Below are 13,548 nucleotides of genomic sequence, written 5' to 3'. Positions count from 1 at the left end.
TAGGCGCTCATTTGCCCACCCCCAGCGGGGTAATGCGATAGCTCAACGGTTGGCCCACCATGTTCACGCTGAACACCTCTGAAGACTGATAGACGATTTGCCAATGGCCCGGCAGCGTTCGCGTAAGGTCCATGGCCTGGGCCGCAGGATACAGCGCACGCAGGTCATCCGCCGAGGCCAGGGCAAACAACAGCGCGGCGAACAGCGCTCGGGCCTGGGGGTTGGGCGGCAGCAAGCCATCGGCCTGCCACTTGCCGTCGATCAACTTCTGCCGGGCCTGGGGAATGCCCAACGGGTCCATCATCGACCAGCGAATCGCCCGGCCTTCACGCTGGATCACCAGCAGCCAATCCTGGCTGAGTTCGCCCTCCAGGCGTTGTACATGCAGCTGCATCGGCAAGTTCAGGGCGGGCATGGTTTGCGGCAACGGCGCCTGGCTGGCGCACGCGCCGAGCAGCAACAGGCAACCCATCAGCAACCAGCGGATCATGAACGCGCGGCCTCTGCCGGCTTGCGCGCCACGCAGTTGACCAGGGTTTCCTCGCGCTGGCCCACCGGCGGCGCCTTGCGCAGGCCCCAACGTTCCAGCAGGCCGAAATCGCTGGAGCGGCTCCACCACAGATAGGGGTACGAGACGTTCTGCGCGTCGAATTCAAAGCCCTGCTCGCGCAGCATGTCCAGGTACTGCTCGGCGCTTTTCTGCACATGCATGGGGTGGCGGAACAGCCAGCGAATCACCCAGGTGTCGATATAGGCTTCGGTGGATTCGGCAAACAGCAAATAGCCGCCCGGCTTGAGGACCCGATAGAACTCCTTGAGCGCGCGATGCTGCTCGACCAGGTGGTGAAAGGTCTGGTGGCAAAACACAATATCGACGCTGGCGTCGGGTAACTCGAGGGTGGCGCAGTCGCTGCCGATCAACTCCACGGCCAGGCCCTGGCGAGTGGCTTCTTCGCGGCTCAGGGCCAGGCTGTGAGGGTCGGCATCCAGGCCGATCAGGCGCGCGGGCGCAAATACCTGCTGCAGCAACTTGAACGATTTGCCCTGGCCGCAGCCGGCGTCGAGCAATACCGGCGCCACCGGCAGCGGTTCGCTGAACAGGCTGCGCAGGTCATTGATCGCTACGCGCAACACATGATGCTGCCAGGTGTGGCTGCGCAGGAACCAGAAGCCGAAGCGGGTTTCTTCGACGTAGTTTTTACTCAGGTAGTTCTTTTCAACCGCAGGGCTGGTCATACCGGCTCACTCGCACAGATTTGCGACAGCATCCGCAGGCGCCGCTTGGGCTCGCTGACAAACGGGTTGCGTTCATCCCAGGCGTAGCCGGCGAGGATCGAACTGATCATGCGGCGAATCTGCGGCGAACTGCCGGCGTGGAAAATCACGTCCTGGAACGTCCCGGCGTACCAGCCCTCGACGTAGCAGCGGAAAGTGTCGACGCCGCGCTTCAACGGTTCGGCAAACTCGGTTTGCCAGTCCACCGCTTCGCCTTGCAGTTGGCGATGCAGCACGCCCGCGGCCATGCTCGCCGAGCGCATGGCGATGGTGACGCCGGAGGAGAACACCGGGTCGAGAAATTCCGCCGCGTTGCCCAACAGCGCAAAGCCCGGGCCATGCAGGGTTTTGACGTTGGCCGAATAGCCGCCGATGCTGCGCGCCGGGGTGTCCCACACGGCGTTCTGCAGTACGCCGGACAGGCTTGGGGTTTCGTCGATAAAGCTGCGCAGGCAGGCATCCAGGTCGTGGTCACGGCCGTCGAAATGTTCCTTGGCCGCGACCACGCCCACCGAGCATCGGCCGTTGCTGAACGGGATGGTCCAGAACCAGATATCACGCTGCAGGGGATGGGTGGTTATCAGAATCTTGGTACGGTCGAAGCCTGGGTGTTCGATGCGGTCTGCGACGTGGGTGAACACGGCCTGGCGCAGCGGGAAACCGGACGGCACTTCGAGGTCCAGCAGGCGCGGCAGCACGCGGCCATAGCCACTGGCATCCAGCACGAATGCGGTCTTGAGGTGGTACTCGCTGCCATTTTCGCGGCGTACGTGCAGGTAGCGATGGTTGGCGGAAAAATCCACGCCGACGATGCTCTCGCCGTAGCGGATTTCCACACCCTGCAACGCCGCCTGATCGGCCAGCAGCTTGTCGAACTCGGCACGCTGCACCTGGAAGGTGGTCGGTTTGCCGTTGCTGAAGGTGTCACCGAAATCGAACGCACTGTATCGCTCGCCCCAGGCGAACGCCGCACCGGTTTTCCGTTGAAAGCCGGCCGCCTGCACGGCGTCGAGCATGCCGGCTTCTTCGATAAAGTCGATGCAGTGCGACAGCAGGCTTTCGCCAATCGAGAAACGCGGGAAATACTGGCGCTCGATAATCAATACATCATGCCCTTTGCGCTTGAGCAGCGCGGCCGCGATGGCTCCGGATGGCCCGGCACCGATCACCACCACCTGGCGACGTTCCATTTCAACTGTGGGCACGAAGGCTCCTTGCCACTTTGGCGATATTCACATTCATAAGGCGTGCTTTTGTTGCCCGGCCCAGGGCGCCAGCATAAAGCTGAATGCCAGGCCGAGGCTGACCGACAGGCCGAAATTGCTCACCGCCGGGGTACTGGAGACGGCCAGCAGGCCGAACGATAACCAAGTGGTCAGCGCCGCCAGTAAGGTTCCCAGCAGGCTGACGGCGGCCCCGCCGATCTGCTCGCGCATCAGGATCGCGTAGTCGACGCTGATGGCCGTGACCAGCAGCAGGCCGAACAGGCTGAACAGGGTCAGCGGCTGGCCCAGCCAACCGAGGCTGGCCAGGCTGCACAGCGCCGCCAGCAACGGCAGCGCGACGACGCGCAAGGCGCCGGTGAAGCCGAAGGGCAGCATCAACAGCAGCACGATCAGCCCACAGGACAGCAATTTCAATTCGGCAGCGCTGATTTGAGTGTCGGCAAACACACGGTTCAAATCCCCCAGGCGATCGACCAATTGCACACCGGGCAAATCCACCGCCTGCACCCGCAGCAACGCCGGGTTGTTCAGGCCTTGCAGGCTGACCATCGCCGCCACGCCGCCGTCTACCTTGCCCAGCCACAGCGTGCGCCAGGGCTCGGCCAGGGGGCCTTTGAGCGCGGCGTCGATGTCTTCGGTGGGCAGCGCCTGCAACTGCGCGACTTCAGCTTGCAGCGCATCGACGGGGATGCCGATGTCCAGCAACGGTTGCCAATGCTGCTCAAGCTTATTGAGCGCATCGCGCAGTTGCTGCTGTTCGGCGGGCAGGTTGACCAGTTGATTCAGCGCCAGGTAACCCTGGAGCTTGTCCATATTCACCAGTTGATCCAGGCGCTGGCCCAGGGCGGCCTGGCGCTCCAGCAACTGCTGCTGAGTGTCGGCGCGCACCAGGAAGAACTGGCTGGTGGGCTGGAACCCGGTAATGCGCGCCACGGCCTGGGCTTCCTGCAGCAATTGCGGCGGCGCGCCGATCCACTGGCGGATATCGTTTTTACTGTTCAATTGCCACAGGCCACCGGCGCAGAACAACAGCACCCACACCAGCAGCACGGCGCCGGGCACGCGCTTGATCAATCCCGCCCGCCACTGCCACAAGCGTTCGGCGATGCGCAGCGGCCAGCGCGCCGGGCGCAGTTCGACGCCGTTGAGCAGTGCCGGCAGCAGGCACACGGCGCACAGGTACGCGCCGACCAGACCGGCTGCCGAGAACACCGCGATTTGCGTCAGCGCCGGGAACGGCGTCCAGGCCAGCGCCAGGTAGCCGATGCAACTGGTGGCCAGGCTCAGGCTCAAGCCCGGCAGAGTCAGGCGCAGTGCCGGCCAACTGCGCCACGGCTGCAGGCTCCAGCTTTTGGACAAATAGTGCAGCGGGTAATCCACCGCCACGCCGATCAGGCTGGAGCCCAACACCAGGGTCATCACGTGCATATGGCCGAACAGCGCCACACAGGCCACTGCGCCAAACAGCATGCCGACCACCACCGGCACGAAGGCCAGCAGCACCCGCCAGCGCCGGAATGCCAGCAGCAGCAATATCAGGATGCCCAGGGTTGCGCCGCCGCCGACCCAGGTCATCTCCCGTGTGGCTTGCTGCTGCCCGTTGGCCGCATAGAGCAGGCCACTGGCGGCGAGCAGTTGCACGCCTTGCTCGCCGGCCTGGGCGCGGCTGGCCTGGAGCAAATCCGCCACGTGCAGCGGCAGTTTCATGTCGAATGCATTGCCGGTGGTGCGCGCCCGCAGGAGTACCCAGCTTTTGCCGTCGGCATCGGCGATCAACGCGCCGCTGCCGATATCCAGCTGTACCGCGCCGTGTTGCGGCTGGCTGTTCTGGATGCGCCCGGTCAGGCCCAGCCAGTCGTCCTGGCTGGGCACCAGGCTGAAGCCGGCAATGGGGTCGAACAGCGTTTGCACGCGTTGTTGGATAAACGCGTCGGGATGTTCGATCAGTTGCTCGCGGTCCTTGGCCGACAGCATCGCCAGTCGGTCGCGCAGCAGTTGTTCGCGCAGCGCCGGCAAGTCGGCCTGCAGGTTCCACTGCACCTTTTCAAACAGGCCGCTGGCCTGCCAGCGCTCGGCCAGTTGCTGCGCCATGGCCAGCGCTTGCTGGCGGTCGGCATGCCCCACCAGCACCAGCATTTCGCGGTTCAGCGGTTCCTGCATGCGCTGCTCGGCTTGCATCTCCAGGGCGTCCGGCGTACTGCCGGGCACCAGCTCCATAAGGTTGGCCGACAAAGGCGCACCGTGACGCCACTGCCAGCCGGCCAGTGCCAGCACGGCCACCAGCAGGATCAGGAACAGGCGCGGCAGCAGGCGCTCACTGGGCAAAGTCGTGTTGCTCCGCATCGCTCAACGGTTGGTCGGCGCTGCTGTCCTGCATGCGCAGTACGGTGCTGTCGCCCTGGGTTTCCAACAGCTCGATGGTCTTCACTAGCGTGCCGCCATCGATATTGATTTGGGTGAATACTTGCTTGAGCAGCAGTGAGCGCGGAATCAGCGTGAGCTTCCAGTCTTGCGCCTGGCCTTGCAGTTGCAGGTCGAAGTCACGCTGCAAGCCGCTGCTGTCGCCCTGGAGCACCGCGAGGAACAGGCGATTCTGCTCGGTGCCGGCGCTCTTGTTCGGCAGCAGTTGCCAGCCGTTGGCGTCACGCCGGGCGATGCCCTGACTGGTGATGCGATAGTCCTGTTGCAGCGGGGTTTTGAGCAGCCACAACAGGCCGTGGTCCTTGGCGAGCACGAAGGTGCCTTTGCTGACCAGCGGCTGGGGCAGGGCGCGCAGGTGTTTTTCCTGGGTAAAGTTGCCGTGGATCACGCTGGGTTTGGCCAGTTGATCGCTCAGTTGTTGCAGGTCGAAGGCGTGGGCGCTGAAGCTCAGCAATGCGACGGCCACTGCAGGAGCGAGCTTGCTCGCGAAAAACCTGAGGGCCCCACGGGGTGTCAGGCGCCCCGCGTTATCGTTGGCGATCTTCGCGAGCAAGCTCGCTCCTGCAGGGGATCTCATTTCAGGGCCCTTTCGACGGCGTTGGTGAATATTGTTGGCGACGCAAGCTGCATTTCGCGGCTGGCGATTTCCACTGCCACTTGCACGGTGCTGGCGCGGGTCAAGCGTTCGCCGCTGGCCAGATCGGTAATCAGGTAATTGATCTTCAAACGGTTCTCCCACTCCACCAGGCTGGCGCGCACGTTGATCGTTTGGCCGAAGGTGGCGCCGCGCACGTAGCGCAGCTGCATGTCGATCACCGGCCAGGCGTAGCCGGCGTCGAGCATCGCGGTGTAGTTATGGCCGATCTTGTCCAGCAACGCGCAGCGCGCCACTTCCAGGTACTTCACGTAATGCCCGTGCCATACGACGTGCATGGTGTCGATGTCGAAAAACGGCACGAGGATTTGAGTGTCGCAGTGCAATACGCCGGGGCTACGCATGCAGCCTCCAGTGTTGCTCGGCGATGCGTTGCAGGCACAGGCGCAGTTCGCCTTCCAGGGCGCGGTCTTCGATGACCGGCGGGAAGTCCCGGGCCAGTTCTTCGTGCATGGCAGCCAGTGCTGGTGGCAGCGCTCGTGCGTCTTCAGCCTGGGCGCGCAGCCACACGCCTTGGTTGGCGGCGAGCAAGGTGGCGGCGGCGACCTGTTCGGTCAGCTCGAGCACGCGGATCGCATCGCGGGCGGCGATGGTGCCCATGCTGACCTTGTCCTGGTTATGGCACTCGGTCGAGCGCGAGAACACGCTGGCCGGCATGGTGTTTTTCAGCGCTTCGGCGGTCCAGGCGCTGGTGCCGATCTGTACGGCCTTGAAGCCATGGTTGATCATTGCGCGCTCGGCCGGCGCGCCCGACAGGTTGCTCGGCAGGCCGTGGTTGTAACGCACGTCCACCAGCAGCGCCATCTGGCGGTCGAGCAGGTCGGCGACATTGGCCACCAGTGTCTTGAGGCTGTCCATGGCAAAGGCAATGTGCCCGCCGTAGAAGTGCCCGCCGTGCAGCACGCGTTCCTCTTCGGCATCGATGATCGGGTTGTCGTTGGCGCTGTTCAGTTCGATTTCGATAAACGCGCGCAGCCAGTCCAGGCTGTCGGCCAGCACGCCGAGTACATGGGGCGCGCAGCGCAGGGAGTAGCGATCCTGCAGGCGGTGCAGCGGGGCCGTCGGTGCATCGATGGCCAGGTCCTTGCGCAGCCAGGCGGCTACTTGCATTTGCCCGGGATGGGGCTTGGCGGCGAACAGGCGTTCGTCGAAGTGTTCCGGGTTGCCTTGCAGCGCCACCACATTCAACGCGGTGATGCGCGTGGCCAGCTGCAGCAGGTAGTCGGCGCGGGCGAAGGCCAGGCAGGCAATGCCGGTCATTACCGCTGTGCCGTTCATCAACGCCAGGGCTTCCTTGGGGCGCAGCACCAAAGGTTCCCAGCCCAGCTCGCGGTGTACGTCGGCGGCCTGGCGGCGTTCGCCACCAAACAGCACTTCTCGTTCACCGGACAAGGTGGCCGCCACATACGACAGCGGCGTCAGGTCACCGCTGGCGCCCACCGAGCCTTCTTCCGGGATCAGCGGCAGCACGTCGTGTTCGAGGAATCCGTGCAGGCGCTCGAGCAGTTCCACGCGTACCCCGGACACGCCATGGCACAGCGACTGCAAGCGCGCCGCCAGCACGGCGCGGGTGGCTTGGGCATCGAGCAACTTGCCCAGGCCGCAACCGTGGAAGGTGTACAGATGACGCGGCAGCGCCTCGACGTGTTCGAGCGGCACCGCCACCACGCAGGAGTCGCCGTAGCCGGTGGTCACGCCGTAGATCACGCCTTCCTTGTCCAGCAGCGAATCAAGAAACTGCGCGCCCTTGGCGATGCGCCGGCGATACGCGGCATCGTCCTGCAAGCGAGTGGGCACCTGACGGTTGGCCAGGGCCAGGACGTCTTCGATGCGCAGGGGGCGTTCGCCAAAGGTGATCGGCTCAAGAGACGTGGTCATCGGTCTTCCAGAAAGGGTAAAAGTTGAACCATTGTTGCGGCGCTTGCAGGCAGAACTGGCCCAGGCGTGCGGCGTAGCGAGCGGCCCACAGGGCGATGACCTGCTCACGGGTGCTGCGCTTCCATTCGATCAATGGCGCGAAGGGCTCGATGGTCAGGCGATAGCGGCCCTGGTGCTTGAGGCACATCAGCAGGTTGACCGGGCACTTGAGCAGGCCGGCCAGCAGCCACGGGCCCTGGGGGAATGCGGCATCATGCCCGAGGAAATCCACGCGCACCGTGCGCCCGCCGTGCAGCGGAATGCGGTCGCCGGCAATCGCCAGCCACTCGCCGTCGTCCAGGCGCTGGCTGAGCAGCAGCATGGTGGCCGGGTCCAGTTCGCTGACCTGGATCAGGCGCAAATGGGTCGCGCCCGCTTCGCCCAGCAGACGATTGAAACGCTCGGCATGCTTGGTGTGCACCAGCACGTTCATGGTCACCTGTTCGCCGATCTCCGCCAGCGCGCGGCACACTTCCAGGTTGCCCAGGTGCGCGCCCACCAGCATCTGCCCGCGCTCGCCACGCAACTGGCCGCGCAATTGCGCGGGGTCGTTGATTTCGATTTGCTCCAGGCGCAGCTTGCCGTTCCACACGTCGAGCTTGTCGAGCAGGGAGTCGGCGAAGGCCATGAACTGGCCGAAGACCTTGGCATGGCTCGGCTGCAGCTCGGCACGCCCGCTCCACTGCGCCAGGCGCTGCTGGTATTGCCAGGCGCTCTGGCGCGCGGTGCGGCCGAACACGAAGAAGTAGAACACGATGCTGTAGAGCAACGGGCTCAACAGGCGCCGGCCAAGAATCTTTGCCGCGAACGCCGTGAGTTTCATCAGCCGGAAGCTGCCGCGCTCCTCGCGGTCGGCCCAGTGTTTGCTGCGCTCGCTCATGCCTGCCACCGGCGCCACAGGATGGCGGGCGCGCGCACCAGCATGCCGAAGAACAACCGCGTATGCATGGCGCTGATGCGCGCGTTGTCGTGCAACAGGCGAAAGTGCGACAGGCCGTCGGCGGGGTAATGCACCTGGGTCGGCAGCCAGCGCATCGGCTGGTTGCGCCAGGCCAGGCGCACGAGGATGTCCGAGTCGAAATCCATGCGCGTGCCGATGTAGGCCGAGTCCATCAGCGCCAGGGTGGGTGCCAGCGGGTACACGCGAAAGCCGCACATCGAGTCGCGAATCTGCAACGACAGGGTGTTGATCCACACCCACACGTGGGTCAGGTAGCGCGCGTAGAGGCGGCCCTTGGGCACGCTTTCGTCGTATTCGGGATAGCCGCAGATGATCGCGTCGGGGTGCCTGCGGGATGTATCGATAAAGGTCTCGACTTCGCGCAGGTCATGCTGGCCGTCGGCGTCCACTTGCAGGGCGTGGCTGTGGCCCAAGCGCGCGGCTTCGCGAAAGCCCGCCATGACGGCGGCGCCCTTGCCCTGATTGCGGGGCAGGGTCAGCAGGGTGACGTTATCCAGCGTCGCCAGTTGCATAAGCACCGCCGCACAGGCCGGGCTGCTGCCGTCGTCCACCAACAGGCAGGGCAGGCCACTGTTCAGAAGGCTGCGCACCACGGCGGGCACGGCGGTTTCATGGTTGTAGACCGGGATCAGTGCGCAGGGGTTATGCATGTGCGGCCTCCAGCACGATCCGGCCACTTGAGCATGCAGCCTCCCCATTGCGATAGGCGAAGTACAACTTGCCGCGCTCTTGGTCAAAGCGCAGGTGCAATTGAATGTGATCGCCGGGGCGCACCAGTTGCTGGAACTTGAGCACTTCCATACCGGCAAACGTACTCGGCAAGTCGAGCAGTTGCTGGCCCAGGTTGAAGGCCCATTCCACTTGCACCACGCCCGGCAGCACAGGCGTGACTGGAAAATGCCCGCTGAAATAGGCCAGGTCGGGCGGCACGCTCAGTTGCAATGTCCATTCGCCGTCGATTTCGACCTGCTCCAGTACGTCCGGCGCCTTGGGGCGGGGGGCCAGCAACAGCGCCTCGATATCGGCCTGGGGCAGCTTGCCCTGGCTGTTGAGCGGCAGTTGGCGCAACAAACGCCAGCGGCGGGGCAAGGCCAGGGCTTCGCAATGCTGGCTCAGGTGCTGGCGCAGGGTTTGGGTCACCGTGCGCCGGCCCTGGTTGCGCAGAACATGCAGGCCCTTGGCGCTCAGTACCACCAGGGCACCGAGTGACGCGCGGTTTTCCTGCACCACGCCCAGGCGGGTTTCAGCGACCCACGGATGGGTCATCAATGCCTGTTCGAGCATCGGCAGGGCGATGCGTTTTTCTTCCAGCTTGACGATGCGGTCCAGGCGGCCGAGCAGTTCGAAGCGGCCATCGGCATGGATGCGCGCGGCGTCGGCGGTCTGTTCGATATGCCCGGCGGGCAGGTAGGGCGAGGCAATGCGCAGGGCACCGTCGGCCGCCTGGCTCAGGTGCACGTCGGCAAACGGCTGCCAGGGTTGTGCGCCCTGGCGCCAGGCGATGCCGCCGGTTTCCGAGCTGCCGAGGATTTCCGTCGGCCACTGCTGCAAGCGGTCATAGAGGCTGCCGGCGGCTTCGACAGGCAAGGCTCCCCCTGAGGAAAACACCCGTGAGACCTGGCTCAGCGCCGGCCAGTCAAGGTTATCGCCCATGCGCTTGAGCAGCGCCGGGCTGGCCACCCAGGCGAATGGCGAATGCTCGCGACTGGCGCGCTGCATGTCCTCGGGGAATGCCAGTTGCCTGCGCAAAAACGTGCGACCGGCGCACAGTGGCCACAGCACACGGAACAGCAAGCCGTAGATGTGTTGGGTGGCGACGCTGCCGATAATGCAGGCGTCTTGCAGGTCGGCGCCCCACAGTGCCTCCAGCGCCTGTACCTCATTGGCCAGCTGGCGCAGGGACTTGTCGATGCGCTTGGGTTCACCGCTGGAGCCGGAGGTGCACAGGCTCAGTTGGCAGCGATCGAGGTCGAGGGCGGCAGGGCTCAGAGGCGCCTGGTACAACGCTTCAACGTCCGCCGCTTCTGTCAGCCAGGCATCGACGACGGCATCCCAGCGTTGACGGGTTTGCGGCTGCAGGTCGGCGGGCAGCAACACGCCGACCCCGGCACGCCAGGCGCCGAGCAACGCAATCGCCAGCACGCCGGCGTCTTCCAGGTGCACCGCCAGGCGCTGGATGCCACGCGCTTGCAAGCCTGCCGCCAGGCGCAGCGACTGCTCCATCAGTTGAGCATGATTGAGCGCCGGCTCAGTGGTGACCCGACGCTGTTCCTGTGGCTCGAGCAGCAGGTGCTCAAGTTTCAAACCTTTCATACGCGGCCTCGAACCCTTTGTCGTACCAGCCATTCCACGGCAAACAACAGCCCCATCAGCGCGTAGGCGATAAAGCCGTTGTACAACGTCCACCAGCTCAGCGGCGCCCACAAGGTGAGGGCGGCAGCGAGCAGGCCATTACACAGAAAAAACACACTCCACACCACGGTGACCTGGCGCGTATACAGCACCGCGTTCGCCGGCAGGTCCGGCTCAGTCATGCGCGCCAGGCGCTCGACCATCGGTGGCCCGTATTTCAGGCTCAGGCCGAACAGTGCCAGCATGAACCCACTGACCAGGCTGGGGTACCAGCGCAGCCATTGCGGGTTATCGAACCAGGCCAGCGCCAGGCAAAACACAATCACCACCAGCGCCATCCAGCGACTGCCGGGGCGTCGTGCAGCGGTGAACGCGCGCAGCAACCACAGGCTGCCCAACAACAGGCCAAATTGCCAGGGCGCAAAATGCTCGGTGCCGTAATACACCGCGAAGGGGTACAGCAGCCCCGCCAGCAACAGGCCAAGGCCGATCAGCCGGCTCATGCGGCGGGCTGGACCAGACGGTACACCGCCTCAACCACGTCATTGACGGTGCGCACCGCCTTGAATTCCTCGGCGGCGATCTTCTTGCCGGTCTGGCGCTTGATATGGTCGATCAGGTCCACGGCATCGATGCTGTCGATTTCCAGGTCCTGGTACAGGTTGGCGTCCAGGGTGACGCGCTCAGGTTCCAGTTCAAACAGTTCCACCAAGGCATCGCGCAGGGTGTTGAAAATATCGTCACGAGTTTGCATGGTCCGGTCTCAAGCTGCCTGTCTGGCCGTGACGAATGCCGCAAGGCTGGCCACGTTGGTGAAGTGATTGCGCGTGTCCTTGGCGTCGGCGTCGATCTTGATGCCGTACGTTTTCTGAATCGCCAGGCCCAGTTCAAGGGCGTCGACCGAATCCAGGCCCAGGCCCTCGCCGAACAGGGTCTGGTCGCTGCCGATGTCGTCGGCGCTGATGTCTTCCAGGCCCAGGGCCTCGATGATCAGCGTCTTTATGTCGTGCTCAAGGCGGTGTTGGTCGCTCATCTTCGGCGAGCTCCTTAATGAAATAGTGATGCAGGTAATCGTTGAGCTTGCGTGACGCCTGGGGCGCGGGGCCCAGTGCGGCAAACGCGTGTGGTTCTATATCGGCACCCACACGCAAACTGAAGTGAAATCGGCACTTGGGAATGCGATACCAGGGCTCGGCCTTGGTCAGGGTGGTGGGGCTGACCTTGATCACCACCGGGGTGATGATCGTCGCACCGCGCAGCGCAATGGCCGCGCCGCCGCGATGAAAGGCCGGTGGCGCGCCGGGTGTGGTGCGGGTGCCCTCGGGAAAGATGATCAGGGTTTGCCCCGCGCGCAGGGCATCGGCAGCGGCATCGAGCATGTCGGCGCTGCCATCGTTGCTGATGTAGCCGGCGTCGCGCACCGGGCCGCGGGTGAACGGGTTCTGGAACAGGCTCTGCTTGACCACGCAATTGGTCTGGCGCATCAGGCCGATCAGGAACACGACATCGATCAGCGACGGGTGGTTGGCGACGATCATCTGGCCCGGGCGACCGAGTTTCTCCGCGCCCTCGACGCTGTACGTGAGGATGCCCAGCCGTTTCATCAGGCGAATGAAGAACCAGAACAAGCAACTGATGGTGTGGCGCGCGCGCCGTTGATGCTGCCCGGCGTCGCCCGGCAGGCAACTGAGCAGCGGGAACACCAGCAAGCGCAGGCACAGCCCGCCGACGCCGAACACAAAGAAGCTGGCGGCCGTGGCGAACAGGCGCCAGTAATAGGCCTGCCGTGGTTTGTCGTTCAGGACTTGGGTCGCCAGTTCCATACTCGGTTCTTCCAGGCATGTTGGCAGGCGCCCTGTTCGGTCAGCAGGGTGCGCAGCAGGTTCAGGGCGTGGGGCCACTGGGTGTGAGTGAGTTGGACAGCGCTGCTGTTTAGTTCCAGTTGCCACTCGTCGCCCGGCGTCAGCAAAAGGCCCAGGGCATAGGGGAAGGGCACGTCAGCAATCCAGCTGGCGTACGCCTCGGGCGGTTGTTCTTCGGTAATTATCAGCAATACGGCCGGGGCGCCTTCGTTGAGCAATGCGGCGGCTTCGAGCACGCCGTGTTCGAGGCCATCACCGGCGGCGGCAAGGGCGGTCATCTCGCTGGTTTCATTGCGCAGGATCGACCACAGGCCAATCACCGCGTTATGCACCGACAGGCTGAACTGGGTCGGCGACAGTGGCTGCTCGTTGGCCAGGTCGCTGAGGATGTCGAGGGTGCGCGGGGTTTCGCCGTGGCGGGAAATGAACACCAGCGGCAGGTCTTCAAGGCCTTCGGCCAGTGGCCAGCCGACGCTGAACGCCATGCGCGCCAGACGGCTCAGGCGGCGGCGCTGCATAGCTGGCAAAAATGACACATCGGGGGACGCGTCGCTGACAGGCAGCAACACCGGGTCCCGGCACCAGGCGTGCCAGTCGTCCGCACTCTCAAGGCTTGGAGCCCAGGCGCGCCATTGGGCGATGTTGAAGTTGATCACTGAGAAGTTATCCCGCCCCTGCGGGCTTCCATGTGCGGCCAATGGCCCCGGATTCCGGGACAGAGGGCAATGGCCGAATGGCGCGCATTATCCCGGTGCCGTGGGGTTCTAGCAAATACTGGTTAAAATTTGTTCGCTATTGATTACAAATAAGTCGTTGAAATTTACGCGCTGTGTGCGACAGAAGGTCGAACCGGAATATCGGAACGTTCCCATTCATTTG

The 13,548-nt window shown here is 64.2% G+C and carries 15 protein-coding genes; all 15 read right to left on the bottom strand.

The window, feature by feature from the left end; translation table 11 throughout:
• Window positions 1-7: 7 nt before the first annotated feature.
• The 15 genes from BFP90_RS14430 to BFP90_RS14360 are packed head-to-tail and all read right to left on the bottom strand — an operon-like array spanning window position 8 to window position 13,325.
• A complete protein-coding gene (locus BFP90_RS14430; RefSeq protein WP_065897132.1) occupies window positions 8-490 on the bottom strand; it encodes a hypothetical protein in 483 nt (160 codons plus the stop codon).
• Entirely contained in the window at window positions 487-1,236 is a 750-nt protein-coding gene (locus BFP90_RS14425) for a class I SAM-dependent methyltransferase (RefSeq protein ID WP_065892082.1), read from the bottom strand. Before BFP90_RS14425 ends, BFP90_RS14430 begins: the two co-directional genes overlap by 4 nt.
• Window positions 1,233-2,480: an NAD(P)/FAD-dependent oxidoreductase gene (locus BFP90_RS14420; protein ID WP_083203249.1), complete on the bottom strand. Its 1,248-nt coding sequence runs from the start codon at window positions 2,478-2,480 to the stop codon at window positions 1,233-1,235. The genes BFP90_RS14425 and BFP90_RS14420 overlap by 4 nt, the downstream gene beginning before the upstream one ends.
• A gap of 33 nt (window positions 2,481-2,513) precedes the next feature.
• Window positions 2,514-4,844, bottom strand: a complete 2,331-nt coding sequence (locus tag BFP90_RS14415; RefSeq protein ID WP_065897128.1) for an MMPL family transporter — start codon at window positions 4,842-4,844, stop codon at window positions 2,514-2,516.
• Window positions 4,816-5,499, bottom strand: a complete 684-nt coding sequence (locus BFP90_RS14410) for an outer membrane lipoprotein carrier protein LolA (protein ID WP_065897123.1) — start codon at window positions 5,497-5,499, stop codon at window positions 4,816-4,818. The genes BFP90_RS14415 and BFP90_RS14410 overlap by 29 nt, the downstream gene beginning before the upstream one ends.
• On the bottom strand, window positions 5,496-5,921 hold the full coding sequence (locus BFP90_RS14405; RefSeq protein WP_065897121.1) for an acyl-CoA thioesterase: 426 nt from the start codon (window positions 5,919-5,921) through the stop codon (window positions 5,496-5,498). Before BFP90_RS14405 ends, BFP90_RS14410 begins: the two co-directional genes overlap by 4 nt.
• Window positions 5,914-7,455 carry an HAL/PAL/TAL family ammonia-lyase gene (hutH, locus tag BFP90_RS14400; protein WP_065897119.1) on the bottom strand — a complete coding sequence of 514 codons (1,542 nt, stop codon included), beginning with the start codon at window positions 7,453-7,455 and terminating at the stop codon, window positions 5,914-5,916. The genes BFP90_RS14405 and hutH overlap by 8 nt, the downstream gene beginning before the upstream one ends.
• Window positions 7,439-8,374 carry an LpxL/LpxP family acyltransferase gene (locus BFP90_RS14395; RefSeq protein ID WP_065897117.1) on the bottom strand — a complete coding sequence of 312 codons (936 nt, stop codon included), beginning with the start codon at window positions 8,372-8,374 and terminating at the stop codon, window positions 7,439-7,441. Before BFP90_RS14395 ends, hutH begins: the two co-directional genes overlap by 17 nt.
• Window positions 8,371-9,105, bottom strand: coding sequence for a glycosyltransferase family 2 protein (locus BFP90_RS14390; protein ID WP_065897116.1), 735 nt, complete (start codon window positions 9,103-9,105; stop codon window positions 8,371-8,373). Before BFP90_RS14390 ends, BFP90_RS14395 begins: the two co-directional genes overlap by 4 nt.
• Window positions 9,098-10,768 (bottom strand): acyl-CoA synthetase family protein, encoded by a 1,671-nt coding sequence (locus BFP90_RS14385; RefSeq protein WP_065897115.1) that lies wholly within the window; start codon window positions 10,766-10,768, stop codon window positions 9,098-9,100. Before BFP90_RS14385 ends, BFP90_RS14390 begins: the two co-directional genes overlap by 8 nt.
• Entirely contained in the window at window positions 10,765-11,310 is a 546-nt protein-coding gene (locus BFP90_RS14380; protein ID WP_065897112.1) for a COG4648 family protein, read from the bottom strand. The genes BFP90_RS14385 and BFP90_RS14380 overlap by 4 nt, the downstream gene beginning before the upstream one ends.
• Window positions 11,307-11,561 carry an acyl carrier protein gene (locus BFP90_RS14375; protein WP_003209389.1) on the bottom strand — a complete coding sequence of 85 codons (255 nt, stop codon included), beginning with the start codon at window positions 11,559-11,561 and terminating at the stop codon, window positions 11,307-11,309. Before BFP90_RS14375 ends, BFP90_RS14380 begins: the two co-directional genes overlap by 4 nt.
• A gap of 9 nt (window positions 11,562-11,570) precedes the next feature.
• Window positions 11,571-11,840, bottom strand: a complete 270-nt coding sequence (locus BFP90_RS14370) for a phosphopantetheine-binding protein (protein ID WP_065886594.1) — start codon at window positions 11,838-11,840, stop codon at window positions 11,571-11,573.
• A complete protein-coding gene (locus BFP90_RS14365; protein WP_065897110.1) occupies window positions 11,818-12,630 on the bottom strand; it encodes a lysophospholipid acyltransferase family protein in 813 nt (270 codons plus the stop codon). Before BFP90_RS14365 ends, BFP90_RS14370 begins: the two co-directional genes overlap by 23 nt.
• Window positions 12,606-13,325: a beta-ketoacyl synthase chain length factor gene (locus tag BFP90_RS14360; RefSeq protein ID WP_065892064.1), complete on the bottom strand. Its 720-nt coding sequence runs from the start codon at window positions 13,323-13,325 to the stop codon at window positions 12,606-12,608. The genes BFP90_RS14365 and BFP90_RS14360 overlap by 25 nt, the downstream gene beginning before the upstream one ends.
• Between the last annotated feature and the right edge of the window lie 223 nt (window positions 13,326-13,548).

The organism is Pseudomonas sp. 24 E 13 (assembly GCF_900004715.1).
Classification (GTDB): Bacteria; Pseudomonadota; Gammaproteobacteria; order Pseudomonadales; family Pseudomonadaceae; genus Aquipseudomonas; species Aquipseudomonas orientalis_A.
Note: the sequence above shows the minus strand (reverse complement) of the source record. Positions and strands in the feature narration are given on the sequence as shown.

Bases quoted from the DNA above. Each gene is read 5' to 3' on its own strand.
- BFP90_RS14430 (WP_065897132.1), bottom strand. From the start codon at position 490: ATGATCCGCTGGTTGCTGATGGGTTGCCTGTTGCTGCTCGGCGCGTGC.
- BFP90_RS14425 (WP_065892082.1), bottom strand. From the start codon at position 1,236: ATGACCAGCCCTGCGGTTGAAAAGAACTACCTGAGTAAAAACTACGTC.
- BFP90_RS14415 (WP_065897128.1), bottom strand. From the start codon at position 4,844: ATGCGGAGCAACACGACTTTGCCCAGTGAGCGCCTGCTGCCGCGCCTG.
- BFP90_RS14410 (WP_065897123.1), bottom strand. From the start codon at position 5,499: ATGAGATCCCCTGCAGGAGCGAGCTTGCTCGCGAAGATCGCCAACGAT.
- BFP90_RS14405 (WP_065897121.1), bottom strand. From the start codon at position 5,921: ATGCGTAGCCCCGGCGTATTGCACTGCGACACTCAAATCCTCGTGCCG.
- hutH (WP_065897119.1), bottom strand. From the start codon at position 7,455: ATGACCACGTCTCTTGAGCCGATCACCTTTGGCGAACGCCCCCTGCGC.
- BFP90_RS14395 (WP_065897117.1), bottom strand. From the start codon at position 8,374: ATGAGCGAGCGCAGCAAACACTGGGCCGACCGCGAGGAGCGCGGCAGC.
- BFP90_RS14390 (WP_065897116.1), bottom strand. From the start codon at position 9,105: ATGCATAACCCCTGCGCACTGATCCCGGTCTACAACCATGAAACCGCC.
- BFP90_RS14385 (WP_065897115.1), bottom strand. From the start codon at position 10,768: ATGAAAGGTTTGAAACTTGAGCACCTGCTGCTCGAGCCACAGGAACAG.
- BFP90_RS14380 (WP_065897112.1), bottom strand. From the start codon at position 11,310: ATGAGCCGGCTGATCGGCCTTGGCCTGTTGCTGGCGGGGCTGCTGTAC.
- BFP90_RS14375 (WP_003209389.1), bottom strand. From the start codon at position 11,561: ATGCAAACTCGTGACGATATTTTCAACACCCTGCGCGATGCCTTGGTG.
- BFP90_RS14370 (WP_065886594.1), bottom strand. From the start codon at position 11,840: ATGAGCGACCAACACCGCCTTGAGCACGACATAAAGACGCTGATCATC.
- BFP90_RS14365 (WP_065897110.1), bottom strand. From the start codon at position 12,630: ATGGAACTGGCGACCCAAGTCCTGAACGACAAACCACGGCAGGCCTAT.